General features: G+C 63.4%; 18 protein-coding genes. 7 read left to right on the top strand and 11 right to left on the bottom strand.

Annotated elements, in window-relative coordinates; all coding sequences use genetic code 11:
- Window positions 1-18 precede the first annotated feature (18 nt).
- Together NUV89_RS11675 and NUV89_RS11670 are read left to right on the top strand one after the other, a co-directional pair.
- On the top strand, window positions 19-2427 hold the full coding sequence (locus tag NUV89_RS11675; RefSeq protein ID WP_257781419.1) for a glucose/quinate/shikimate family membrane-bound PQQ-dependent dehydrogenase: 2409 nt from the start codon (window positions 19-21) through the stop codon (window positions 2425-2427).
- Window positions 2428-2483: 56 nt separating this feature from the next.
- On the top strand, window positions 2484-3749 hold the full coding sequence (locus NUV89_RS11670; RefSeq protein WP_257781418.1) for a carbohydrate porin: 1266 nt from the start codon (window positions 2484-2486) through the stop codon (window positions 3747-3749).
- 16 nt (window positions 3750-3765) lie between these two features.
- Here the strand turns inward: NUV89_RS11670 and NUV89_RS11665 are convergent, their stop codons facing one another.
- The 10 genes from NUV89_RS11665 to NUV89_RS11620 form a co-directional block, all read right to left on the bottom strand.
- A complete protein-coding gene (locus tag NUV89_RS11665; protein ID WP_257781417.1) occupies window positions 3766-4785 on the bottom strand; it encodes a fimbrial protein in 1020 nt (339 codons plus the stop codon).
- Window positions 4782-5507 carry a molecular chaperone gene (locus NUV89_RS11660; RefSeq protein WP_257781416.1) on the bottom strand — a complete coding sequence of 242 codons (726 nt, stop codon included), beginning with the start codon at window positions 5505-5507 and terminating at the stop codon, window positions 4782-4784. Before NUV89_RS11660 ends, NUV89_RS11665 begins: the two co-directional genes overlap by 4 nt.
- 30 nt (window positions 5508-5537) lie before the next feature.
- Window positions 5538-7925, bottom strand: coding sequence for a fimbria/pilus outer membrane usher protein (locus tag NUV89_RS11655; protein WP_257781415.1), 2388 nt, complete (start codon window positions 7923-7925; stop codon window positions 5538-5540).
- Between the two features lie 146 nt (window positions 7926-8071).
- A complete protein-coding gene (locus tag NUV89_RS11650) occupies window positions 8072-8605 on the bottom strand; it encodes a fimbrial protein (protein ID WP_026137152.1) in 534 nt (177 codons plus the stop codon).
- 276 nt (window positions 8606-8881) lie between these two features.
- Window positions 8882-11380, bottom strand: a complete 2499-nt coding sequence (locus NUV89_RS11645; protein ID WP_257781414.1) for a fimbria/pilus outer membrane usher protein — start codon at window positions 11378-11380, stop codon at window positions 8882-8884.
- 75 nt (window positions 11381-11455) lie between these two features.
- Entirely contained in the window at window positions 11456-12196 is a 741-nt protein-coding gene (locus NUV89_RS11640) for a molecular chaperone (RefSeq protein WP_257781413.1), read from the bottom strand.
- 54 nt (window positions 12197-12250) lie between these two features.
- On the bottom strand, window positions 12251-12799 hold the full coding sequence (locus NUV89_RS11635) for a fimbrial protein (protein ID WP_257781412.1): 549 nt from the start codon (window positions 12797-12799) through the stop codon (window positions 12251-12253).
- A gap of 253 nt (window positions 12800-13052) precedes the next feature.
- Entirely contained in the window at window positions 13053-14114 is a 1062-nt protein-coding gene (locus NUV89_RS11630) for a fimbrial protein (protein ID WP_257781411.1), read from the bottom strand.
- 32 nt (window positions 14115-14146) lie between these two features.
- Window positions 14147-15196, bottom strand: coding sequence for a fimbrial protein (locus tag NUV89_RS11625; protein WP_257781410.1), 1050 nt, complete (start codon window positions 15194-15196; stop codon window positions 14147-14149).
- A gap of 158 nt (window positions 15197-15354) precedes the next feature.
- Window positions 15355-16530 carry a XylR family transcriptional regulator gene (locus NUV89_RS11620; protein ID WP_257781409.1) on the bottom strand — a complete coding sequence of 392 codons (1176 nt, stop codon included), beginning with the start codon at window positions 16528-16530 and terminating at the stop codon, window positions 15355-15357.
- Window positions 16531-16669: 139 nt separating this feature from the next.
- Here NUV89_RS11620 and xylA point away from each other — a divergent pair, with 139 nt between their 5' ends.
- From xylA to NUV89_RS11600, 4 genes are read left to right on the top strand one after another with little or no spacing between them, the layout of a single operon-like run.
- Entirely contained in the window at window positions 16670-17986 is a 1317-nt protein-coding gene (gene xylA, locus NUV89_RS11615) for a xylose isomerase (protein ID WP_257781408.1), read from the top strand.
- A 50-nt stretch (window positions 17987-18036) separates the two neighbouring features.
- Window positions 18037-19029 (top strand): D-xylose ABC transporter substrate-binding protein, encoded by a 993-nt coding sequence (gene xylF, locus NUV89_RS11610; RefSeq protein ID WP_017739483.1) that lies wholly within the window; start codon window positions 18037-18039, stop codon window positions 19027-19029.
- Window positions 19026-20582 (top strand): D-xylose ABC transporter ATP-binding protein, encoded by a 1557-nt coding sequence (gene xylG / locus NUV89_RS11605; protein WP_257781407.1) that lies wholly within the window; start codon window positions 19026-19028, stop codon window positions 20580-20582. Before xylF ends, xylG begins: the two co-directional genes overlap by 4 nt.
- Window positions 20583-21719, top strand: coding sequence for a sugar ABC transporter permease (locus tag NUV89_RS11600; RefSeq protein WP_124528737.1), 1137 nt, complete (start codon window positions 20583-20585; stop codon window positions 21717-21719).
- A gap of 5 nt (window positions 21720-21724) precedes the next feature.
- Here the strand turns inward: NUV89_RS11600 and soxR are convergent, their stop codons facing one another.
- A complete protein-coding gene (soxR, locus tag NUV89_RS11595) occupies window positions 21725-22177 on the bottom strand; it encodes a redox-sensitive transcriptional activator SoxR (RefSeq protein WP_257781405.1) in 453 nt (150 codons plus the stop codon).
- Window positions 22178-22265: 88 nt separating this feature from the next.
- On the opposite strand from soxR, the gene NUV89_RS11590 reads away from it, so the two are divergent.
- Window positions 22266-23681 (top strand): MFS transporter, encoded by a 1416-nt coding sequence (locus NUV89_RS11590; RefSeq protein WP_257781404.1) that lies wholly within the window; start codon window positions 22266-22268, stop codon window positions 23679-23681.
- The last annotated feature ends 126 nt before the right edge of the window (window positions 23682-23807 follow it).

Genomic DNA, 23807 nt, shown 5'->3' with positions numbered 1-23807 from the left:
CTTCGAGCATTTATCGATATGAAACGAGCATCGCGCGCCGCTGGCGTCCCTAGATTCATCCTGCTGGGCCTGGGCGTTGTCATCGCCCTGCTCGGCGTGGCGCTGGCCGTTGGCGGCGTCAAACTGGCCAGCCTCGGTGGCTCGCTGTACTTCCTGATCGGCGGCCTGGCCATGGCCATTTCCGGCCTGCTGATCGCCTGCCGCAAGCCGGCCGGTGCGTGGTTGTTCGCCGCGTTCCTGGTCGGCACGGCCATCTGGGCGGTAGCGGATGTGGGCCTGGTGTTCTGGCCGCTGTTCTCGCGGGTGTTCATGTTCGCGGTGATCGGCATGGTGGTGGCCCTGGTCTACCCTTGGCTGGTCGGCCGCCCGGCACGCGCCGCCTATGGCGTGGCCGGCGTGCTGGCCGTCGGCGTGGTAGTGGCGGCGGGCAATATGTTTGTCGCCCACCCAAGCGTGGCGCCCACCGGTGCCGGCCCTGGCATCACCCCGGTGAACCCGGCCGATGCACAGAAAGACTGGGCACACTACGGCAACACCGAAGGTGGCAGCCGCTTCGCCGCGCTGGACCAGATCAACCGCGACACCGTCAACAAGCTGAAAGTGGCGTGGACCTACCACACCGGTGACGTTGCCATCAGCGACGGCAACGGCGCCGAAGACCAGCTGACGGCCCTGCAGATCGGCAACAAGGTGTTCATCTGCACCCCGCACAACAACCTGATCGCCCTCGACGCTGACACCGGCAAAGAGCTGTGGAAGAACGAAGTCAACGCCAAGTCGGCGGTGTGGCAGCGTTGCCGCGGCATGGCCTACTTCGACGCCACCGCGCCGATTGCCCAGCCGACCCAGCCCAACAGCTCGCCGATCATTGCCGCCAGCGTTCCTGCCGGTGCGCAGTGCCAGCGTCGTTTGCTGACCAACACCATCGATGCGCGCCTGATCGCCGTAGACGCCGACACCGGCAAGTTTTGCGAAGACTTCGGCACCCACGGCCAGGTGGACTTGAAAGCCGGCCTGGGTAACGTCCCGGACAGCTACTACCAACTGTCCTCCGCCCCGCTGATCGCCGGCACCACCGTGGTGGTTGGTGGCCGTGTCGCCGACAACGTGCAGACCGACATGCCCGGCGGCGTGATCCGTGGCTTCGACGTCATCACCGGGCACATGCGCTGGGCCTTCGACCCGGGCAACCCGGAAGACAAAAACGCTCCGGCCGACGGCAGCACCTACGTGCGCAGCACGCCGAACAGCTGGGCGCCGATGTCCTACGACCCGCTGATGAACACCCTGTTCCTGCCGATGGGCAGCTCGTCCACCGACATCTACGGGGTTGAACGCACGCAGTTGAACCACAAATACGGCGCTTCCGTGCTGGCGCTGGACGCCTCCACCGGTGCGGAAAAGTGGGTGTACCAGACCGTCCACAATGACCTCTGGGACTTCGACCTGCCGATGCAGCCGAGCCTGATCGACTTCACCGCGCCGGGCACCGACAAAGCCGTGCCTGCCGTCGTGATCGGCACCAAGGCCGGGCAGATCTACGTGCTCGACCGCGCCACCGGCAAGCCGCTGACCGACGTGCAGGAAGTGCCGGTCAAGGCCGCCAACATCCCCAACGAGCCGTACTCGCCGACCCAGCCGAAATCCCTCGGCATGCCGCAGATCGGTGCGCAAACCCTGACCGAATCGGACATGTGGGGCGCCACGCCGTACGACCAGTTGCTGTGCCGCATCGACTTCAAGGGCATGCGCTACGACGGCCTGTACACCGCGCCGGGCACCGATAAATCCCTGAGCTTCCCGGGCTCCCTGGGCGGCATGAACTGGGGCAGCCTTTCCACCGACCCGGTGCATGGCTTTATCTTCGTCAACGACATGCGCCTGGGCCTGTGGATCCAGATGGTGCCGTCGCAGAACAAGGCACAGTCCGCGTCCGGTGGCGAAGCACTGAACACCGGCATGGGCGCCGTACCGCTCAAGGGCACGCCGTATGCGGTGAACAAAAACCGCTTCCTCTCGGTGGCCGGCATTCCGTGCCAGGCGCCGCCGTTCGGCACCCTGACCGCCATCGACATGAAGACGCAGAAAGTCGCCTGGCAAGTGCCGGTGGGCACCGTTGAAGACACCGGCCCACTGGGGATCCGCATGCACCTGCCGATCAAGATCGGCCTGCCGACCCTCGGCGGCACGCTGTCCACCCAGGGCGGCCTGATCTTTATCGCCGGCACCCAGGACTTCTACCTGCGCGCCTTCAACAGCGCCAACGGTGATGAAATCTGGAAAGCCCGCCTGCCCGTGGGCAGCCAGGGTGGCCCGATGACCTACGTGTCGCCGAAAACCGGCAAGCAGTACGTGGTCATCACCGCGGGCGGCGCACGCCAGTCCACTGACCGTGGCGACTACGTGATCGCCTACGCCCTGCCTTAACCCCTCGATCCAGCGCGGTGCCCCCCGCACCGCGCTGTTTGTTTTGGAAAATTCGCATGACCCCCACTTCTCACATCCCCTTCGGGCGCCTGTTGCTGGGCGTTGCCCTGAGCGCCGCCCTGCCCGTGCAAGCCGATGACAGCACCTTGACCGGCGACTGGGGCGGCCTGCGCCGTGAGCTGGAAGACACCGGTATCCGCTTCACCGGCGACTACAGCGGCGAGACCGCCTACAACGCCCACGGCGGCCAGCACCGCTCGGCGCGCTACTCGCAAAACCTCAAGCTTGGCGTGCAGTTCGACCTGGGCAAGTTGTATGGCTTCAACCATGGCGACCGCATCCAGCTCACCATTAACGACCGACGCGGCAACAGCGCCTCCGAAGACCTGGTGGGCAACCGCCTGCCGATCCAGGAAAACTACGGCGGCCTGTACACCCGCCTCACCGAGCTGAGCTACGAGCGCACCCTGTTTACCCCGGCGCTGAACGTCAAGCTGGGTTACATGGCCATGGGCAACGACCTCGGCGGCCTCGACAGCGGCATCCTGTGCAACTTCATGAACGCCGGTTTCTGCGGCCACCCGCTGAACATGTCCGGTGGCAGCGGCTGGACCAACTACCCGAATGCGCGCCTCGGTGCGCGGGTCAAATACGACTTCGCGCCCAACTGGCAGTTGCGCGTGGCGGCGTTCAACGTCGACCCGGAAAGCAACGGCAATTCCAGCCGCGCCTGGCATTTGACCCCCAAGCACACCACCGGCACCGTGGTGCCCATCGAGTTGGTCTACAAACAGGCGGGCCGCCTGCCGGGTGAATACAAGCTGGGCTATTACTACGACAGCTCCGACGTCAAACGCATCGGCAGCAGCCAGGAAGTCAGCGGGCGCAGCGGCCATTACCTGCTCATCGACCAAGCCGTGTGGGCATCGGACACCTCCGCCGGCCGCGTGCTGCACGCCTTCGGCCAATACTCGGCGGCCAGCACCGCCGCCTCGCCGTTCACCAAGTGGTACGGCGCGGGCGTGGTGCTGTACAAACCGTTTGACGGCCGCCCGCGCGACACCGTCGCCCTCGGTTACGGCCGCGCGGTGCCGAACCTACGCAGCCGCGATGTGCAGGAGCTGGCGGCGTTCAACGCCGGCAACGACTACCCCAACCTGAACAACGCCGAGCAGTTGATCGAACTCAGCTACGGCTACCAGGCCACGCCCTGGCTGACCTTGCGCCCGGATGTGCAATACATCATCGAGCCCGGGGCGTTTGCCGGTGACAACATCGACAACGCGCTGGTCCTTGGCTTGCAGGTCAAAGCGAGCTTCTAACCCGTGGGGTGCAGGCTCAGTAGTAAATGACCTGCACCACCACCACCGCTTCGAACGCACCGACCTGCGGATCGCCCAGCGATACCACCGTCGCGCTGAACGGCACGTCGATATGGCTGACACTGGCGGCAAACGTCGCCAATGGAAACGGCTCGTTGATCGGCACCAGCGCGTTGTGGGCATCACGCACCTGGATGCCAAACTGGCTGTCGGCCGCCGGCAGGACGGTGTACTGGCCCTGCTGGTTGGCCGTCACCAGGGTGGCGCCGATGTTGATCGCGCTGCTGCACTTTTTCTCCAACGCCAGGCTGAAGGGTTTGGTCGGACTGACCGGTGACAACCCGGTGGCCGTTTTCTGGATCACCCCGAAGTCGACAATGCCAGGTTCCGGCGTCACGGTGACATCCACCGTGCAGGCCGTGCCGACAATGTTCTGCAAGCCGCTGAGCTTGAAGCGGAAGTTGTTGGACGGGTTACTCATGCCACCATTCAGGCCGTACTGGCCGTCAAACTGGAACACGTCATACGTATCCTGGGACGGGCGCTGCAACGGCAGCAGCCCGCGCTTGCGGATCACCACCTGGAACGCAATGTTCGGCGTGGCCAGGGAGCACGGTAACATCTCCGCGTTGTTGGTCGCCGCCGGGCAGCCCCGGGACACAAACCCGGTGTTCACGCCCTGGGTCGGATCGGAACTCCAATCGCCATCCCACGCCGTCACCTGGCGGTACACCAGGCCGAACTCGATGCCCCAGGCCGTGGCGTTGAGGCCCGCCGGGTTGCCGTAGAAATAGATCGGATCGTCTTCGTTGTAGTGAATGTCCCGCAGCTTCCAGCAATTGGCCGGCACCACGTGGGTCTTCGAACGCCAGATGATCGTGCCGTCGGGCACCGTATCCGGCACCGACACCGGGCCGATGTATTCGCTGAGAAAATCGCCATCGGTCTGCGACTTGCACACCAGCGCCCACGACGCCGTGGAAAACCCCAGCATCAGCACGGCCATACCCACCTTGAGCAGCGCCTTGATGCTCACGGTGCCACAGCCTTGCACGCCCCGGCCGCGCAGTGGAACAAGGTATCGGTCTGGCCGCCGAAATCATTCATGTTCGACACCCGCAATTCACTGAACGTGAGGCTGCTCAACGGCAAGCGTGCGCCGCTGTGGGGGGCGATCATGATCGTCTCCACGGGTATTTTTTCCTGCTGCGGCCCGGCGAGCAGGCCGACCACGGTGATGTGGAACGGCGTCGGGTTGTCGACCAGCAGCTGCTTGCCGACGCTGTCGATTGTCAGGTTCAGGCCCTGGGCCAGGTCGGCCCCGCGTTCGCGCTTGACCGACGCCGGGCGGTAGAACAGCTTGATCTTCGATTGCAGCGCAATCTGCATCGCATTGACCGCTTCGCTCTTGGGCGGGATCTCGCGGATGTTGAGGTAGAACACCGACTCGCGGTCCTTGGGCAGCGAGGTCTCCGGCAGCTTGACGATGCGCAGCATGCTGCTTTCATTCGGTTCGATGCGCTGCAACGGCGGCAGCACCATAAACGGCGCGCTGATCTTTTTACCGTTGGCGTCCTCGATCCACGACTGCACCACAAACGGCAGTTGCAGGTTCTTGTTGCTCACGGTGACGCTGACCGAGGTCGCGCTTTCTTCAAAAATGACCCGGGTGCGGTCGGGCACTACGGCGGCATTGGCCACCAACGGCACACAGACCAGCGCCAGGCGGGCCAAACGGGTAAACATCAATCGAGACATCAGGGTGCTCCAATCAGAGAGAAAGTGGCGTCACAAACAGCGCACAGGCGTGGCGACGTTGGTGACGACGTCTTCGTCGGGTAATACCGCCAGCGCGCAGGTCTGGCTGTCATCCCAGCGCGCCACCAGTTCGGCGCCGGTCTTGGCGCCCAGCAAATAGGTGATGCCCGCCTCCCCGACGATGCCCACTTCCTTATGGTTGTGTTTGTCCTGGACCGAGGCGCCAAAAGGCACCGGCTGGCCGTTTTGCTGGATCAACTCGACATAGGCGTTGTGGCCCTGGGCGGCGGCAAAACTGACGTAGCCGATAGCGCCCTCGGTCAATGCCAGGCGCTGGATCGGGTTGGACACTTCGGTCTTCAGCGGCAGTTTTTCCAGGTTGACCCGCGCCTCATAGGCCTGGAACGACGGCAGGCCGTCCATCACCGTGTAGCCCCGGCTGTTGGTGCGCGCCTGGCCGGTGAAGGTCACGTCCGGCACGCCTTCGGTGGACACCAGCAAGCGCGTGTCGCCGTTCGAGCCGTTGCCGTGGGCGGTCACGCCATGACGGGTCAGCACCAGCGAGCTGTCGAGTTCGCCGGTGAGCGAGCGATAGGTGCTGCCATCGGTGGTGGCCGAGGCATTCGCGCGGTAGGTCGAGGCGCGCTGGCCGACGTAGGCGTTGACGTATTTGTTGTCGCCCACCCCGCCATACACTTGGTAGTTCATGCCCTCGCCGTCGTCGTGGCTGAAGCCGACACTGGCCGACGACGCCCCCGACGTGCTGCGCTGCAGGTTGGTGGACATCATCGAGCGGCCGCCCAGGGGAATGCTCACGCCGAGGTAGAGCTGCGAGTCGCTGTTCTGCGCATTGCGCGTCTGGTAGGCCGACAGGTTGAGGTTGACGTTCTTCACGTTGCCCAGGGTGAAACTGCGCGCCAGCGTCAGGCCGAAACGGTCCGAGGGCGCGGCGTCCCAAAACGTCGAGTGATCGAACGACAGGCTGGTCGACAGCCACGAAAACCGCTTGGCGAGCATCACCGAGTAACGCTGCTTGCCCGAGTTCAGGCCATAGGATTCGGGGTCGCCGACAAACTGCGAAAAGTTGGTGAAGGTGCGGTCGGAAAAGCGATAGCCGAGGAAGCGCAGGTCGGTGCCGATGGTGTCGAAATGCTTGGAATAGTTGATGCGGTAGGAGTTGCCCACCGCCGTCTCGCCGGTCCAGCGCAACTTGGCGCGCGAGCTGGTGACGTCGGCCGACACCGCGCCGAACACGCCCAGGTCCCTGCCGATACCCACGGCGTGGGACAGGTAATCCGGCGCGGTCAACACGCCGCCGTACGCCGTCCAATCCCGCGACAAACCGTAGGCCAACTCGCCGGCGACAAAACCCGGTTCGGTGCCGCCACGCCCCGTCAGCCGAGGCTGGCCCGCCGACAGCTTGTAGCGCAACTCGCCTTCGCGGGACAGGAACGGCACCGCCGCCGTGGTCACGGTGAAGGTCTGTTCGGTGCCGTCTTCTTCGCGCACCTTCACGTCCAGCGTGCCTTGCACACTGCTGTTGATGTCCTGCAGGCTGAACGCGCCCGGCGTCACGGTGGTCGAGTACAACACGCGGCCCTGTTGCGACACCGTCACCGTGGCGTTGGTGCGGGCCAGGCCGCTGATGAGCGGCGCATAGCCGCGCAGGTTCGGCGGCAACATGCGGTCGTCACTGCTCAGGCTCGCGCCGCGCAGGGCGAAGGTGTCGAACACATCGGAGTTCAGGTAGTCCTCGCCCACCGACAGTTTCGAACGGATCGACGGCAGCGCCCGGTAGGCATACAGGCGGTTCAATTGGAACGCCTTGTCGTTGACCTGGCCGCCTTCGTTGCCGCTGGTTTGCTGGGCTTGATAGTCGGCGCGCAGCCGCCACGCGTCGACGTTGACGCCGGCGGTGCCGTAGCTTTGCAGCGTGGTGGAATCACCGGCCGCCGCCGCGCCCGACGTCTCGCGGCGGTTGGCGATCACCCGGTAATCGAGCAGCGCGCCATCCAGGCCTTCGCTCCAGGCGGCGGGCGGAATGTAGTTAGGGTCGTCATATTCGAATGACGCCTGGGGCAGGCTGATGAGCAACCGGCCGAGGTTCTGCGCGTAGTTGACGCTGGCGTTGTCGATGCCGCTCAGGTCAACACAGTGGCCCTCGGCAAGGCGTGGCAGCGCACTGAACACGTCGGGCTTGAGACCGAAGGTCGCCACCAGTTCTTCGGGCAGGCAGGCATAACTTTGCTGCGGCTGGCTGCCACTTTTAAATTCGATGGAACGGGTACCGAAATAACGTTGGTTGACTACAACATCCAATAAGTAACTGCCGGGCACGGTGTAGTGCGCATGGGTAAATTGCCCGAGGCTGACACCGTCGTTACCGTCGATATTCAAAAACTCTGTATTGAACTCCAACGCTTCGCTATTACGCGCACAGCAGAGAAATACGCAAGACACCAGGAGTTTGCGGCAGCACACGGGAGTGACCCTTTTGGCAGTACTGTGACAGGTAATAAAAAAGGGGCTCGCGCCCCTTTTTTACAACAACGCATAAAGCACTATCAGTTGTAGGCAACAGTGAAGTTGGCAACGCTGTCTGCTTCACCGGTGGTCACCGATGCCGCGGTGGCTTCATACATCGCAGCGAAAGTGACGGTGTTGTTGCCGTCTTGCAGCACGACTGGGGCGACTTGTTCAGTGCCGTTGTCGAGCATTTCACCGGCACTGGCTTGCAGGCGGATACCGACGTTTTGTGCCAGACCGGTGGTGGCGAACAGGCCTGGAACCACTGGATCCTGCACGCCGCTGAAGGTAAAGCGCGCGTTTTTCTGGGTGGCGGTGTCGCACTCGGTGAGGATGATGTCGAACTTGGTCGGCGTCGAACGATCACCGATCGCACGGAACTGGTTCGATGGCACTTGGCCCAGGGACACGGTCTGGTCCAAAGAGTTGGCGTCAATCCCGCAAGCGCCGGAAACGATTTCCCCGATGAAACGCACGGTACCCGGGTTACCCGTACCCGGCGTCGCGGCGTTGGCGAAGGAAGCAAGACCCATAACAACAGTAGCGGCAGTAACAGCGACAAGCTTTTTCATGAGTACAACTCTTAGGTAATTAATTAGTTGCCCTGAAGCCGCTTGCGTCCAACCAAGCATTACCGACACTTAACAAGATCCCCCCCGAAGAACAGCATCCATCCGTTAAAACAGTTCAAGTCTTTTACTTGAATGTTTTTGCTGTTCAGTCAGTCTAAGCGTCGTTATCGGTGTTGCTGGTTGATACGTTCAAGTGCTTCTAGTGCGGGACAAATAATGGGCTGTACGCATAACTGCAAATGTAATCCCGTTCCGTTCGACGTGTAGGAATTTTCCTCACGGCATTGAACAGATCGCCTCCATCACCCGGTAGCCATCCACCGGTGCGGTCTGGCTGATGTCCAATTCAAACGTGCAACGCTGCGCGGCCTTGTCGCCCCACTTCATGTTGAACACCTTGCTCTCGCCCACCGCCATCAACACCTGCCCGGCCTGCCCGACCACGCCGGCACTGATGCCTTTGGCGTCGAGCACCGAGGTGCCGAACGGCGGCAAACCACCGTCCTGGAGACGCACATTGAGCACGACTTTTTCCGAACGGCTGGCGGCAAACGTGGCCTTGACCACCGCGCCGCGACGCGGCACCACATTGGTCACGCCGTCTTCGATGTCGACGTCGGTGGCCAGCTCGCCGGTATCCAGCGCCACGCGGTTCTTGCGATAGGGCATGACGTACGGCACCAGGGCGTAGCCCTGCTTGTTGGTCAGGGTGCCGGGGGCGTTGAGCACGCCGACGTTGGGCGTGTCCTTGATTTCCACCAGGGCCACGGTCTCGCCCAGGGTCTGGCCGAACTCCACGCCATCGCCGTGGGCCAGCACCGAGCCGGCGGCGCTTACCGAAGTCTGCCGGTAGCCGCTGCCGACGCTGACACCGACGCCCAACTGGGCGAACGGCGCGCGGTAACCGAGCAAGGCCGAGCCGTTGTTGCCGGCGTTGTCCGAGCGGTTGGCGTTGACGTTGTAGGTGACCTCGCCATCACGCCCGCTGAGGCCGGCGCGCTGGTCGAGGCTGCCGTCGGTGTTGCGGGTGACGGCATAGGTGCCGGTGCTGCGGGTCTGGCCGAGGGGCATGGACACGGTAAACACCACCTGATTGCTCTGGCCGTAAGTGTCGGTGAGGGTTTTGCTCGCGTACACGCCATAGGTCACGCCTTTGAACTGGGTGTTGAAACCGACCTGCATCTGCTTGTCCTGGCGCGACGAGCCCCAGTAGTTCTGCTGGCTCATGTTCAGGTAGAACGAGCCGTAGCGGTCCAAGGCCTGGTTGACGTTGGCCTCGACTTTGCTGCGCCGGGACAGGTTGTAGTAATCGTCCGGCTCTTGCAGGCGCACGGCCTCGTCGAAGTCGCGATAGCCTTCGGTGGAGTAGCGATAACCGGCGAAACGCACCGAGGTGCCGCTCTCGAACGCCTTGCCGTAACGCACGCTGACGCTCTGGCCCTTCTGGTTGCCCTGGGCCTGCGGCACATCCGTCTGCGCGCCGGTGACGTCCAGCGACACCGCGCCCAGGCTGCCGAGGCTCTTGCCCATGCCCACCACGCCGGCGCGATAGAAATCCGCGCCGAGCAGGCCGCCATACAGCGTCAGGTCGAACGGCAAGCCGTAGGCCAGCGACGCCTGGGCAAACGCCGGACGCTGCCCGCCGTCCACCGCGTTGTATTCGCCGACGGTCATGCTGTAGCGCCAGGTCTTTTCCCGCAGCATATTGCCCAGGGTCGCGTACGGCTGGGTGAAGCGCCGCTCGCGGCCGTCGGCCTCGGTGATGACGATCTCCAGGTCGCCGCTGCCCGACGCGGCGTTGAGGTCGTTGATCTCGAACGCGCCCGGCGCCACGTAGGTGGTGTACAACGAATAGCCGTTCTGGCGCACTTCGACCTTGGCCTGGGTTTCCGCGATGCCGCGGATGATCGGCGCGTAGCCCTGCATCGAGTCCGGCAACATGCCCATGTCCGAGGCCAGCTGCACGCCGCGAAACGGAACGCTGTCGAACACATCGCCCGGGGTAAAGCTTTCGCCGACGGTGAGCGTGCCCTTGAGGGCTGTCACGTCGCGCTGCGCGTAGGTGTTGCTGCGCTGCCAATCGCGCCTGCCCTCTTCGTCCTGGAGAAACGAAGTGCTGCTGCGAAAACGCCAGTCGCCGAGGTTGAAACCACCGTTGGCGTACAGGTTGTACTGGCTGGTGCTGCCCCGCGCATCGGACTGGGTCTGCGATGCCGAGAACTGGTAGTTGAGCATGCTCGCGTTGATCCCCCGGTCCCAGTCTTGCGGTGCCACATAACCGGCCGCGTCACGGCGCAAGGCGATCTGCGGCACGCTGATATCGAGGGCCAGGTAATGGGCGTCGAAGCTCACCGAGGCGCCGTCCACCAGGGTCGCCAGGTCGACGCATTCCGGCAGGGCGTCGCCCGCCACCTGGAACGCTTCGAGCTTCACCCCCAGCTCGGTGAGGAACGCCGGCGACAGGCACGCGCGCACCTCACCGCTCTGCGCATCCTTGGCGAAGGTCATGTCGCGCCGATCAAAAAAGCTCTGGTTCAGGCGAATGAGCACCGGGTAGGTGCCGGGGCCGATGCTGCCGCTGTTGGCAATCGCGTCCAGGTCCAGGTTCGGCCCGGCACCGGTGCCGCCAAATGACTGCATGAAGCTGGCGTCAAACTTCATCGGTTCATCGGCGTACGCCGCCGTGCCCATCAACGCCGCCAAAATGGCAGCGGACAAACGCAGCGGGGCAAAATGCCCGGACGGGCAGTCAAGGTTCAGGGCATCGATTCGCATGACAATACTCAATACGCTGCCGCCACGTTGCAGGGGCAACGCGGGGGCTCGTTCGCGAGGAAAAGGGCTGGGGTATCAGGGCGCGCTGTTCAGGGAGACTTTTGCAGGCTCGCTGTAACCGCCGTAGTCGTTGATGGCGGAGAACATCACGTCGCCAGTGCGGCCGTTGAAACCGGGCAGCGCATAACGCTGACTGCTCATCGGGGCGACCATCTTCGGCTCTTCGACTTCGACGGTTTGCGCCGCCGCGATCACCTTCACGCCAATGAAGGACACGTGAAACGCCGAAGGGTTGTTCACCACCAACACGCTGTTGCCCTGCTCCTGCACCAGGCTCCAGCGCAGTTGCGGCAGCGCATCCAGCGGGTTGCCCTGGAGGCCGGCCGGGCGATAGAACAACTTGATGCGGGTGCGCATGGCGATCTTCAGGGTGTTCTCCCCCGCCTTGCCGGCCACCGGGATTTCCTGGGCGTTGAAATAAAACACCGACTCGCGATCTTCGGGCAATGCACCGGGGACCTTCTGGATGCGCACCATCTGCTCTTTGCGCGGGTCCAGGCGAAACAGCGGCGGCGTGGCCACGAAGGGGGTGGCGGTGCTGTTGTCGTCGGCCTCGGTGTTGATCCAGGTCTGCACCGCATAGGGTTGCGCCGTGGTGTTGCCAACGCTGATGGACGCATCACGCTTGCTGCCGTCGAACACGATGCGCGTGCCGCCGAGCATCACACCGGCCTGGCTGGCAACGCTGAGCAGCGCACTGCCCAGCAAGATGGCCAACACCGCTGTGGTTTTGAAAGGGGTCGCAGAACGTTTCATCTCGATCATCCTCTTGGCGCCCCAACCCGCCAGGGCTGGGGCGTGGCACAAGGTTTACTGGTAGTCGACGGTGAACGCGGCCTTGGCGTTGGCCGGACCTGCAGTCGCGGCGCCGGTGGCGATGTAGTTGGCGGTGAAGCGCAGCGGTTGGGTCAGGTCCAGGTACGGCGAGGACTCCAGGCCCAGTTGCACGTCCTTGCCGGTGGCGTCCTTGATCTGCACGGCAACGTTGGTGGCAACACCCGCGTCAGGCGTCAGGCCGATCCACTGGCCGCTGGCACCGGCGTTGCCGCTGAGGGACAGGAACTTGACCACGGCTTTCTTGCCGGTGACGCTGCAACCCGGTGCCGTGGTGTCGATGGTCAGGGTGAAGGCACCGCCGCCGCCCACTTGGCCTGCCGAGGCCAGGGAGGTGGCTGGCACGCTGCCAAGGCTCACATCACCGGCGCCGGCCGCGCCGTTGAGGTCGGAAACCACCACCGGGCAGGTGTTGTCGGTGACGCTGCCGATAAAGTTGATTTCGCCGTCTGCCGCCACGGCAGCTTGCGATGCGCCTGCCAGAACCAGGGCCAGGGTCAAACCTTTGAGAGCAAACTTTTTCATGATCACATCCACAGTAAAAGAGAAGTGTCTGTAAGCCATGTTCAGGCCTTCAGACGGATCGACGTGGCAACCCGGCTGCGGGGTAGCGCGTTTCGTCTGGGGTCATTATCGAAAGGCAAGAGGTAAGCTTCTGTAGGAAACGTCGCTGTGCACGTAGGACATTTCCTACGAATACAGCGTCCCATGCCGCCATGAACGACAACGCCACAGGGCTGTGGCGTTGGAGGTAAAACGTGGAAACAGTCCGGCTCACTCAGCGATAGGTCACCGAAAAACTCGCATAGCCATTGGCCGAGCCCGGCTCGGGCGTCGGCCCGTCGCCGGTCTGGATATAGCGCGCCTTGAGCGGCACCGAGGTGGTGCCGCTGACGATGCGGTTGAGGCGCACCGGCTGCCCCAGGTTCATTGGCCTGTCGTCGGCGCTGAGTACCTGGATGGCCACGCCCTGGGCGGTGGAGTCGCTCGACAGGCTGAGGATGCCGTTGGCCGCATCGATGATGTTGGACGTCTTGTTGCCGTCGATCTGGATGTTGGCGAAGTTGCCGTTGAAAAAACCGCCGGCGTTGTTCGGGTAGTTGCTGCCTGCGGTGCACGAGTTGAGGGTGATGGCGAACGACGTGGCCGGCGTGGTGGAGTTTTTGCCGTTGAACACGCGCTTTTCCCAGGTGCCCATCGGTACGTCGATCTGGTTGCCGGGCGCGGCGGGCATCGAACAACCGGCCACAGTGACGGTGGCCCTGAAGGTCAGGTCGAACATCGCGCCCATGTTCGAGGAGCCGCTGGCAACCAGTTGGTTGATGCTGTGGGTGCCGGCGGCAATGTCGCCGGTCTTGACCAGGGCGAAGCGAAACATCGCCGAGGGCATGCTCGCCCAGGTGCCGGAGTTGTAGGTCAGGTTGACCGGGATAAAGCGGCTGGGGTTGTCGGCCGGGCCACGCCAGGCGGCGGCGAAGCCGGTCATGTAGATGGCCAGGCCGATGCCCGGGACGTCGGTCTGCAACAACGAACCGGCCGGCACACTGAGCGTATCCACGCGCATATCCGGCGCGCGCGGGCCGATCAACGTGGTGTTGTAGAACGCCGAAATGCCGCACTGGAGCGTGTCGCCAAAGTTGATCGCACGGATCGGCGAAGGGTTGTTCAACGTGGTGCCGACGGGCACGTCGCGCGGGGCGAACACCGTGCCCATGTTGAACGCCAGCGGCTTGACCGTGGTGCTGCCCGAGGTCCAACGGCAATCGGCCAGTGCCGGTACCGCCGCCAGCAACAGCGCCGATGCACCCACGCCCCTGGCAAGTCTTGATCTGAGATTCATGATTGCAGTCCTCGTAAAGTGCCGTAGCCGACTCAGCGATAGGTCACTGAAAAGCTCGCATAGCCATTGGCAGAGCCCGGCATCGGCGTCGCGCCGTCGGCTGTCTGGATGTAGCGCGCCTTGAGCGGCACCGTGGTCGTGCCGTTGACGATACGGCTGAGGCGTACGGGCTGCCCCAGGTTCATCGGTGAGTCGTCGGCGTTCAGCACCTGGATGGCCACGCCTTGGGCGGTGGAATCGCTCGATAGACTAAGGATGCCGTTGGCCGCATCGAGGATGCTGGAGGTCTTGTTGCCATCGATCTGGATGTTGGCGTAGTTGCCGGTAAAGTAGCCGCCGGGGTTGGTGGGATAGTTGCTCCCGGCAATGCACGCATTGAGGGTGATGGCGAACGGTTGCGCCGGCGTGGTGGAGTGCTTGCCGTTGAACACGCGCTTTTCCCAGGTGCCCATCGGCACGTCGATTTGATTGCCCGGCGCAGCCGGCATCGAACAGCCGGCCACGGTGATGGTGGCGGCAAAGGTCAGGTCGAACATGGGACCCATATCCGACGTACCGGAAGCGACCAACTGGTTGATGCTGTGGCTGCCGGGCGCGATCTCGCCGGTCTTGACCAGGGCGTAGCGAAACTGGAGGTTGGGCATCGTCACCGGCGTGGGGTTGTCGTAGGTGAGCGTGACCGGGATAAACCGGTTGGGGTTGTCTGCCGGCGCATTCCATTGCGGTGTAAAACCGGTCATGTAGATGGCCAGGCCCACCCCGGGCACGTTGGTCTGCAGCAACGCATTGCCGGGGATCGTCATGTAGTCAACCGGCGTACTGACCGCCAGCGGGCCGATCAGCGTGGCGGTGTAGAACGACGGCGCACTGCACCTGAGGGTGTCACCAAAGTTGATGACCTGGGCCGGCACCGGATGATTGTTCAACGTACTGCCTGCGGGGATGTCGCGCGGTGCGAAGAAGGTGCCGGCGTTGAACATCAGCGGCTTGACCGCGTTGTTGCCCGAGGCCCAGCTGCAATCGGCCATCGCCGGTGCCGCCGCGAGCAACAAAGCGCAGGCAAGTGAGGGTCTGAAAATCATGATTGAAGCCCTGGTAAAAGCGACTGCAGGCAGGAGTGGCCGTCAGCCTGGCAGATGAGCGGGATCGGGCACGAAGGCCGAATGAAGGGTGATTATCGAGAATCGACATCACCTTACCCGTAGCTCATTTCCTACCGACATGTAGGAAATTTCCTCAGCTAGATCACCGCCTGCTGGTACTCCCGTGGCGTACAACCAAACTCCCGACGAAACACCGTGTGCAGGTACTGCGCCGATTTGAAACCACAGGCCTGGGCAATGTCGGCAATCGCCTGATCGCGGTTTTCCAGGCCCTTGGCCGCAGCGGCGAGTTTGAAGCGCAAGATCTCGTCATGCACGCTGCAGCCGCGCACCTGGCGAAAGTGCGACTCCAGCGATGAGCGCGAGATGCCCACGTACGCTGCCACCTGGGCGGTCTTGATGCCCTGGCAGGCGTATTGGCGGATAAACAGCAACGCCTGCATCACATAGGGATCGCCCAAGGGTTGATGCAGGCTGGAGGCTTGCACGTTGATCGCATCCGGCGGCACCAGGATCTGCTCCCCCGCGCACGGCTTGCCGTGCAGCATCTGGTGCAACAGCGCGGCGGCGGTGCGGCCCATGGTCTCGGTGCCCTGGATCACCGAACTGAGTGGCACCCGCGTGAGGGTGCGGGTCAGCGGGTCGTTGTCGATGCCGATCAACGCCACCTCTTCCGGCACCGCAATGCCGGCGGTGAGGCAGGCTTGCAAGAGCTGCCGGGCGCGGGCGTCGGTGACGGCGATGATGCCGATGGGTTTGGGCAGGCTGTGCAGCCAGGCGATCTGTTGCTCGACGGCGCTGTCCCATAGCGGCGCGCTGGTGCCCAGGCCGCGATAGACCTCAACGTGCAAGCCATCGCGTTGCAGCAGGCGGCGAAAGGCTTTCTCGCGCTCCTGGGCCCAGCGGTTGGCCTGGGCCTCGGGCAGGCTGAAACAGGCAAAACGCGTGAGCCCGGCTTCGATCAGGTGCTCATAGGCCAACTTCATCAAGGCATGGTTATCGGTCGCGACGTAGGGAATGCCCTTGGGATAGGCGCGAACATCGGCGTAGGACCCGCCCACCGCCACCACCGGCACCTTGATCCCGGCCAGCGCCTCGCCGATCAGCGGGTCATCGAAGTCGGCAATGATGCCGTCGCCCTGCCAGCGCTCGATGCCCTTGAGGCGGCACAGGAAGTCTTCTTCAAGGAACAAGTCCCAGGACGCGCGGGTGCTGCTCAGGTAATTGCCGATGCCGGCGATGATGCCGCGGTCGTAGATCTTGCTGCCGTTGAACAGCAAGGCAATGCGGTGCACGGGCGGTAGGGTTTTCATTGTTTTTGTCCTGGGGCCGGTCGTCACAGACTAGCCGCCGCCACGCAAAATCGCACCACCCGTTGGTGATTTTCATAATCGCCAGCCCCAACGCCGTTGCTAGTATCGAGACACCGCCAAGAACAATAAGGAAAACGCCATGCCGTACTTCCCCGGTGTCGAGAAGGTCCGCTTCGAAGGCCCCAGCAGCGACAGTCCCCTCGCCTTTCGTCACTACGACGCGAACAAGCTGATCCTCGGCAAACCCATGCGCGAACACCTGCGCATGGCCGCCTGTTATTGGCACACGTTCGTCTGGCCGGGGGCGGACATGTTTGGTGTCGGCACCTTCAAGCGCCCGTGGCAGCGCAGCGGCGACCCGATGGAACTGGCCATCGGCAAGGCCGAGGCGGCGTTTGAGTTCTTCGCCAAACTGGGTATCGACTACTACAGCTTCCACGACACCGATGTGGCCCCCGAAGGAAGCTCCTTGAAGGAGTACCGCAACCACTTTGCACAGATGGTCGATCACCTCGAACGCCATCAGGAACAGACCGGCATCCAGCTCCTATGGGGCACCGCCAATTGCTTCAGCAACCCGCGTTTTGCCGCCGGCGCCGCCAGCAACCCGGACCCGGAAGTGTTCGCCGTGGCCGCCGCCCAGGTGTACAGCGCGATGAATGCGACGCTGCGGCTCAAGGGCGCCAACTATGTGCTGTGGGGCGGTCGTGAAGGCTATGAAACCCTGCTCAACACCGACCTCAAGCGCGAGCGCGAACAGCTGGGGCGCTTTATGCGCATGGTGGTGGAGCACAAGCACAAGATCGGCTTCAAGGGCGACCTGCTGATCGAGCCCAAGCCCCAGGAGCCGACCAAGCACCAATACGATTACGACAGCGCCACGGTGTTCGGCTTCCTGCACGAGTACGGGCTGGAACAGGAGATCAAGGTGAATATCGAGGCCAACCACGCGACGTTGGCCGGGCACAGTTTTCACCATGAGATCGCCACGGCGGTGTCCCTGGGGATCTTCGGCAGCATCGACGCCAACCGTGGCGACCCGCAAAACGGCTGGGACACCGACCAGTTCCCCAACAGCGTCGAAGAGATGACCCTGGCCACTTATGAAATCCTCAAGGCTGGCGGGTTCAAGAATGGCGGCTATAACTTTGATTCCAAGGTGCGCCGCCAAAGCCTGGATGAAGTGGACCTGTTCCACGGGCATGTGGCGGCCATGGATGTCCTGGCCCTGGCCCTGGAACGCGCGGCGGCGATGGTGCAGAACGATCGCTTGCAGCAGTTCAAGGACCAGCGTTATGCCGGTTGGCAGCAACCGTTGGGCCAGGGCGTGTTGGCCGGTGAGTTCAGCCTGGAGTCGCTGGCCCTGCATGCGTTTGCCCATGAGCTGAACCCGCAGGCGGTGAGTGGCCGCCAGGAGATGCTTGAAGGGATCGTCAATCGGTTTATCTATCGGTAGCAGAGTGTTTGTTTTGAGTCTTCCAACAACAATAAAAGGACGCACACACCATGAAACGCACACTGATCGCCACTGCCCTGGCCCTGCTCGCCCTGCCGGTGATGGCCGACCCGGCACACCCGAAGATCGGCTTCTCGATCGATGACCTGCGCCTGGAACGCTGGTCCCGCGACCGCGATTACTTTGTCGCCGCCGCGGAAAAACTCGACGCCAAGGTCTTCGTGCAGTCGGCCGATGCCAACGAGCAAAAACAGATCTCGCAGATCGAAAACCTCATCTCCCGTGGCGTCGATGTGATCGTCATCGTGCCGTTCAACGCCACCGTGTTGACCAACGCCGTGGCCGAAGCGAAGAAGGCCGGGATCAAGGTGGTGTCCTATGACCGCCTGATTCTCAACGCCGACATCGACGCGTACATCTCCTTCGATAACGAAAAAGTCGGCGAGATGCAGGCCAGCGGCGTGCTGCAAGCGGCGCCCAAGGGCAACTACTTCCTGCTCGGCGGCGCGCCCACCGACAACAACGCCAAGGTGCTGCGCGAAGGCCAGATGAAGGTGCTGCAACCGGCCATCGACAAGGGCGATATCAAGGTGGTGGGCCAGCAATGGGTCAAGGAATGGAACCCCACCGAAGCCCTGAGCATTGTCGAGAATGCGCTGACCCGCAACGACAACAAGATCGACGCCATCGTCGCCTCCAACGACGCCACCGCCGGCGGTGCGATCCAGGCCCTGGCCGCGCAGAAACTGGCGGGCAAGGTGCCGATCTCCGGCCAGGACGCCGACCTCGCCGCGATCAAGCGCGTGATCGATGGCACCCAGACCATGACCGTGTACAAGCCGCTCAAGCTGATCGCCACGGAAGCGGCCAAGCTCTCGGTGCAACTGGCGCGCAGTGAGAAACCGGCCTACAGCTCGCAATACGACAACGGCAGCAAGAAAGTCGACACCATCCTGCTCACCCCCACCCCACTGACCAAGGCCAATATCGACCTGCTGGAAAAGGACGGGTTCTACACCAAAGAGCAGATCGCCGGGCAATGACTGCCATGGCCGACTACCTGCTGCAAATGAACGGCATCGTCAAAACCTTTGGCGGTGTCAACGCCCTCAACGGCATCGACCTCAAGGTGCGGCCGGGGGAATGCATCGGCCTGTGCGGCGAGAACGGCGCCGGCAAATCCACCTTGATGAAGGTGCTGTCGGCGGTCTATCCCCATGGCACCTGGGACGGCGAAATCCTCTGGGACGGGCAACCGCTCAGGGCGCATTCCATCAGCGAAACCGAGGCCGCGGGCATCGTAATCATCCACCAGGAACTGACCCTGGTGCCCGACCTCTCGGTGGCGGAAAACATCTTCATGGGCCACGAGCTGACCCTGCCGGGTGGGCGCATGAACTACCCGGCGATGTTCCACCGCGCCGAAGCCTTGATGCGCGAGCTCAAGGTGCCGGACATCAACGTCGCGCTGCCGGTGTCGCAGTACGGCGGCGGTTACCAGCAATTGGTGGAAATCGCCAAGGCCCTCAACAAGCAGGCGCGCCTGTTGATCCTCGACGAGCCCTCCTCGGCCCTGACCCGCTCGGAAATCGACGTGCTGCTGGACATCATCCGCAGCCTCAAGGCCAAGGGCGTGGCCTGCGTGTACATCTCCCACAAACTCGATGAAGTGGCGGCGGTGTGCGACACCATCGCGGTGATCCGCGACGGCAAGCACATCGCGACCACGGCCATGGCCGACATGGACATTGCGCAGATCATCACGCAGATGGTCGGCCGCGAGATGAGCAACCTCTACCCCACCGAGCCCCACGCCATCGGCGAGGTGATTTTCGAGGCGCGCAACGTCACCTGTTATGACGTGGACAACCCCAGGCGCAAGCGTGTCGACGACATTTCCTTTGCCCTCAAGCGCGGTGAAATCCTCGGCATCGCCGGGCTGGTGGGCGCCGGGCGCACGGAACTGGTGTCGGCGTTGTTCGGCGCCTACCCCGGCCGCTACAGCGCCGAGGTGTGGCTGGACGGCGCGGTGATCGACACGCGCACGCCGCTCAAGGCGATCCGCGCCGGGCTGTGCATGGTGCCCGAAGACCGCAAGCGCCAAGGCATCATCCCCGACCTCGGCGTGGGCCAGAACATCACCCTGGCGGTGCTCGACACCTACGCCCACCTGACGCGCATCGACGCCGAAGCCGAACTGGGCAGTATCGACCGGCAGATCGCGCGCATGCACCTGAAGACCTCTAGCCCGTTCTTGCCGATCACCAGCCTGTCCGGTGGCAACCAGCAAAAGGCCGTGCTGGCGAAAATGCTGATGGCCAAGCCACGGGTGCTGATCCTCGATGAGCCTACGCGCGGCGTGGACGTAGGCGCCAAGTATGAGATCTACAAACTGATGGGCGCGCTGGCGGCCGCTGGTGTGGCGATCATCATGGTCTCGTCGGAACTGGCCGAGGTGCTGGGGGTGTCTGACCGTGTGCTGGTGATCGGCGAGGGCCAGTTGCGCGGCGACTTCATCAACGCCGGGCTCACCCAGGAACAGGTGCTCGCCGCTGCGCTCAGCCACAACAATAATAATGATCGGAAGACCGCGTAGATGAATCAGGTCAAACAACTGTTCAGCCGCTACAAAATGCTCGCCCTGGTGATTGCCGTGGCGGTGATCTGGGTGTTTTTCAGCTGGCAGACCGAGGGCGGGTTCCTTACGCCGCGCAACCTGTCCAACCTGCTGCGGCAGATGTCGATCACCGGGATTCTGGCGTGCGGCATGGTGCTGGTGATTATCAGCGGCGAGATCGACTTGTCGGTGGGCTCATTACTTGGCTTGTTGGGCGGGTTGGCGGCGATCCTGGATGTGGTGTATCACGTGCCGTTGTTGGCCAACCTGAGCCTGGTGGCGCTGTGCGGGCTGATGATCGGCCTGGCCAATGGGTATATGACGGCCTATCTGCGCATTCCGTCGTTTATCGTCGGTTTGGGTGGGATGCTGGCGTTTCGCGGGATTCTGCTGGGGATTACCGGGGGCACGACCATTGCGCCGGTGTCGCCGTCGCTGGTGTATGTGGGCCAGGGGTATTTGCCGCATTCGGTGGGCATTGGGCTGGGCGTATTGTTGTTTGCGCTGACGCTCTTTTTGACCTGGAAACAACGACGCAATCGCGCATTGCACGGTCTGGCGGCGCATTCGCTGGCGCGGGACCTGCTGCGCGTCGCGGTGATTGGCGCCGTGCTCGCCGGGTTCGTCACCACCCTCAACAGCTACGACGGCATTCCCGTGCCGGTGCTGTTGTTGCTGGTGTTGCTCGGCGTGTTCAGCTACGTCACCAGCCAGACCGTGTTCGGCCGCCGCGTGTATGCGGTGGGCAGCAATATGGAAGCCACGCGCCTGTCGGGGATCAACGTGCAGGCGGTGAAGTTGTGGATCTTCGGCATCATGGGCGTGATGTGTGCGCTGGCCGGTCTGGTCAACACCGCGCGCCTGGCGGCGGGTTCGCCGTCGGCGGGCAACATGGGCGAACTGGATGCCATCGCCGCATGTTTTATCGGCGGCACCTCGATGCGCGGCGGCTCGGGCACGGTGTACGGCGCGTTGCTCGGGGCGTTGGTGATTACCAGCCTGGATAATGGCATGTCGATGCTGGACGTCGACAGCTACTGGCAGATGATCGTCAAGGGCAGCATTCTGGTGTTGGCGGTGTGGGTGGATGTGAGTACGCGCACCGGCCGGCGCTGAGGGTTTTATTGCCCCAATAACACCGCCCCGTCGCCCTCCTGCCCCAACCGATCCCCCGGATTGCGCAGGGGGCAGTCAGCCAGGGACAGGCACCCGCAGCCGATGCACCCGTCGAGCTGGTCGCGCAGTTGGGTGAGGCTGGTGATTCGCTCATTCAACAGGTCGCGCCAACGCGTGGACAGCTGCGTCCAGTCCTTGGCCGTCAGCGGTCGCCCCTGCGGCAGTTCCTCCAGTGCCGCCTTGATGGTTGCCAATGGAATCCCCGCGCGCTGCGCCACCTTAATCACCGCAATGCGGCGCAGCACGTCACGGTGGTAGCGCCGCTGATTGCCCGGACTGCGCTGGCCGTGAATCAAACCCTTGGCTTCGTAGAAATGCACCGTCGCCACGGTCACCCCGCTACGCCGCGCCACTTCGCCGACCCCGAGGGGGATGTGCACATCGATTTTCGCTGTCATCGGCGCCTTGACCTCATCTATACATGAGGTCTTATAAAGACTGTCGGCTTGTCCTGGCAAGCCTTCATTCCTTTGACATGGAGTCTCCATGAACACAGCGCAAACCTCTCCCTCCAGCTGGGCCGCCTTGCTGTCCGGTGCAAACGGCGTACGCTCACTGGCCCTGGCCGGCGGCGTGGTGCTGCATGCGATCAACGTCTATATCGCCACCACGATTCTGCCGTCCGTGGTGCAGGACATCGGCGGCATCGACTATTACGCCTGGAACACCACGCTGTTTGTCGCCGCCTCGATCCTCGGTTCGGCGTTGTCTGCGCGCTTGCTGGGGCGCCTGGGGCCGCGCGGGGCGTACCTGGTTGCCAGCCTGGTATTCGCCGGCGGGGCATTGGCCTGTGCGTTTGCGCCGTCCATGCCGGTGATGCTGGTCGGACGGCTGGTACAGGGCCTGGGCGGTGGGTTCTTGTTCGCGCTGTCCTACGCGATGATTCGCCTGGTATTCGATGAACGCTTGTGGCCACGGGCAATGGCGTTGGTCTCGGGGATGTGGGGTGTCGCAACGCTGGTCGGGCCCGCAGTGGGCGGCGTGTTTGCCGAACTGGGCCTCTGGCGGGCGGCGTTCTGGGCCTTGATCCCAGTGGCCGGGTTGTTCGCCGTGCTGGCCGCCGCAGTCCTGCCTGGGCGCAGCACAGACCGCGTTGCGCCCACACCGTTGCCGATCACGCAGTTGGGGTGGCTGACGGCGGCGGTGCTGGCGGTGTCGGCCGGCAGTGTCTCGTCCACCCTGCTCCTGAACCTTTTGGGGCTCGCAGCGGCCGCCCTGTTCACTGGGCTGCTGATCCTCACGGAAAGCCGCGCCCGCCATCGACTGTTGCCCGCTGGCGCCTTTCGGCTGACCACTGCGCTTGGCGCGCTGTACGCCACGATGGCGTTGTTGGCCGTCGCAGTCACCAGTGGCGAAATTTTTGTACCGCTGTTCCTGCAAGTCCTGCACCACCAGTCGCCACTGCTGGCCGGTTATCTTGCCGCACTGATGGCGGCCGGCTGGACGCTGGGGTCAATCGCCAGCGCCGGCATAACGGGCGCGAATGTTCGCCGGGCGATCCTGGCCGGACCGTTCCTGGGTGTGCTGGGCATGCTGGCGCTGGCGCTGCTGATGCCTGGCGAAAGCCATGGCGATGCGCAGACGCTTGTGCCGATCTGCGTGGCCCTTGTCCTGATCGGCCTGGGGGTAGGCCTGGCATGGCCACACTTGTTGACCCGGGTGTTCCAAGTGGCACCCGCCGGCGAACAGGACCTGGCCTCTGCGTCGATTACCACGGTGCAACTGTTCGCCACTGCGTTTGGCGCGGCGCTGGCGGGCATGGTCGCGAACATCGCGGGCCTCACTGAACCCGGCGGAATCGAAGGCACGGCAAGCGCGGCGGTGTGGTTGTTTGGGCTGTTTGCGCTGGCACCGGTGGTGGGTGTGCTGATTGCCAGGCGGGTGGTTCGACGGGTCGGTTAGTGGCTGCTGATCTGCTTTGACCTGGGCTTCGAAGACGCCCTGCTCTACATTGCCTGGAACTCGATTAAAAAAGGTGGGAGCGGGCTTGCTCGCGAATGCGGTGGATCAGTGAATATATCTTTGACT

The sequence above is a fragment of the Pseudomonas sp. 18.1.10 genome (assembly GCF_024655625.1).
GTDB lineage: Bacteria > Pseudomonadota > Gammaproteobacteria > Pseudomonadales > Pseudomonadaceae > Aquipseudomonas.
Note: the sequence above shows the minus strand (reverse complement) of the source record. Positions and strands in the feature narration are given on the sequence as shown.

Excerpts from the sequence above, each read along its gene's own strand:
- NUV89_RS11675 (WP_257781419.1), top strand. The coding sequence starts at position 19 with ATGAAACGAGCATCGCGCGCCGCTGGCGTCCCTAGATTCATCCTGCTG.
- NUV89_RS11670 (WP_257781418.1), top strand. The coding sequence starts at position 2,484 with ATGACCCCCACTTCTCACATCCCCTTCGGGCGCCTGTTGCTGGGCGTT.
- NUV89_RS11660 (WP_257781416.1), bottom strand. The coding sequence starts at position 5,507 with ATGTCTCGATTGATGTTTACCCGTTTGGCCCGCCTGGCGCTGGTCTGT.
- NUV89_RS11650 (WP_026137152.1), bottom strand. The coding sequence starts at position 8,605 with ATGAAAAAGCTTGTCGCTGTTACTGCCGCTACTGTTGTTATGGGTCTT.
- NUV89_RS11645 (WP_257781414.1), bottom strand. The coding sequence starts at position 11,380 with ATGCGAATCGATGCCCTGAACCTTGACTGCCCGTCCGGGCATTTTGCC.
- NUV89_RS11640 (WP_257781413.1), bottom strand. The coding sequence starts at position 12,196 with ATGAAACGTTCTGCGACCCCTTTCAAAACCACAGCGGTGTTGGCCATC.
- NUV89_RS11635 (WP_257781412.1), bottom strand. The coding sequence starts at position 12,799 with ATGAAAAAGTTTGCTCTCAAAGGTTTGACCCTGGCCCTGGTTCTGGCA.
- NUV89_RS11630 (WP_257781411.1), bottom strand. The coding sequence starts at position 14,114 with ATGAATCTCAGATCAAGACTTGCCAGGGGCGTGGGTGCATCGGCGCTG.
- NUV89_RS11625 (WP_257781410.1), bottom strand. The coding sequence starts at position 15,196 with ATGATTTTCAGACCCTCACTTGCCTGCGCTTTGTTGCTCGCGGCGGCA.
- NUV89_RS11620 (WP_257781409.1), bottom strand. The coding sequence starts at position 16,530 with ATGAAAACCCTACCGCCCGTGCACCGCATTGCCTTGCTGTTCAACGGC.
- xylA (WP_257781408.1), top strand. The coding sequence starts at position 16,670 with ATGCCGTACTTCCCCGGTGTCGAGAAGGTCCGCTTCGAAGGCCCCAGC.
- xylF (WP_017739483.1), top strand. The coding sequence starts at position 18,037 with ATGAAACGCACACTGATCGCCACTGCCCTGGCCCTGCTCGCCCTGCCG.
- xylG (WP_257781407.1), top strand. The coding sequence starts at position 19,026 with ATGACTGCCATGGCCGACTACCTGCTGCAAATGAACGGCATCGTCAAA.
- NUV89_RS11600 (WP_124528737.1), top strand. The coding sequence starts at position 20,583 with ATGAATCAGGTCAAACAACTGTTCAGCCGCTACAAAATGCTCGCCCTG.
- soxR (WP_257781405.1), bottom strand. The coding sequence starts at position 22,177 with ATGACAGCGAAAATCGATGTGCACATCCCCCTCGGGGTCGGCGAAGTG.
- NUV89_RS11590 (WP_257781404.1), top strand. The coding sequence starts at position 22,266 with ATGAACACAGCGCAAACCTCTCCCTCCAGCTGGGCCGCCTTGCTGTCC.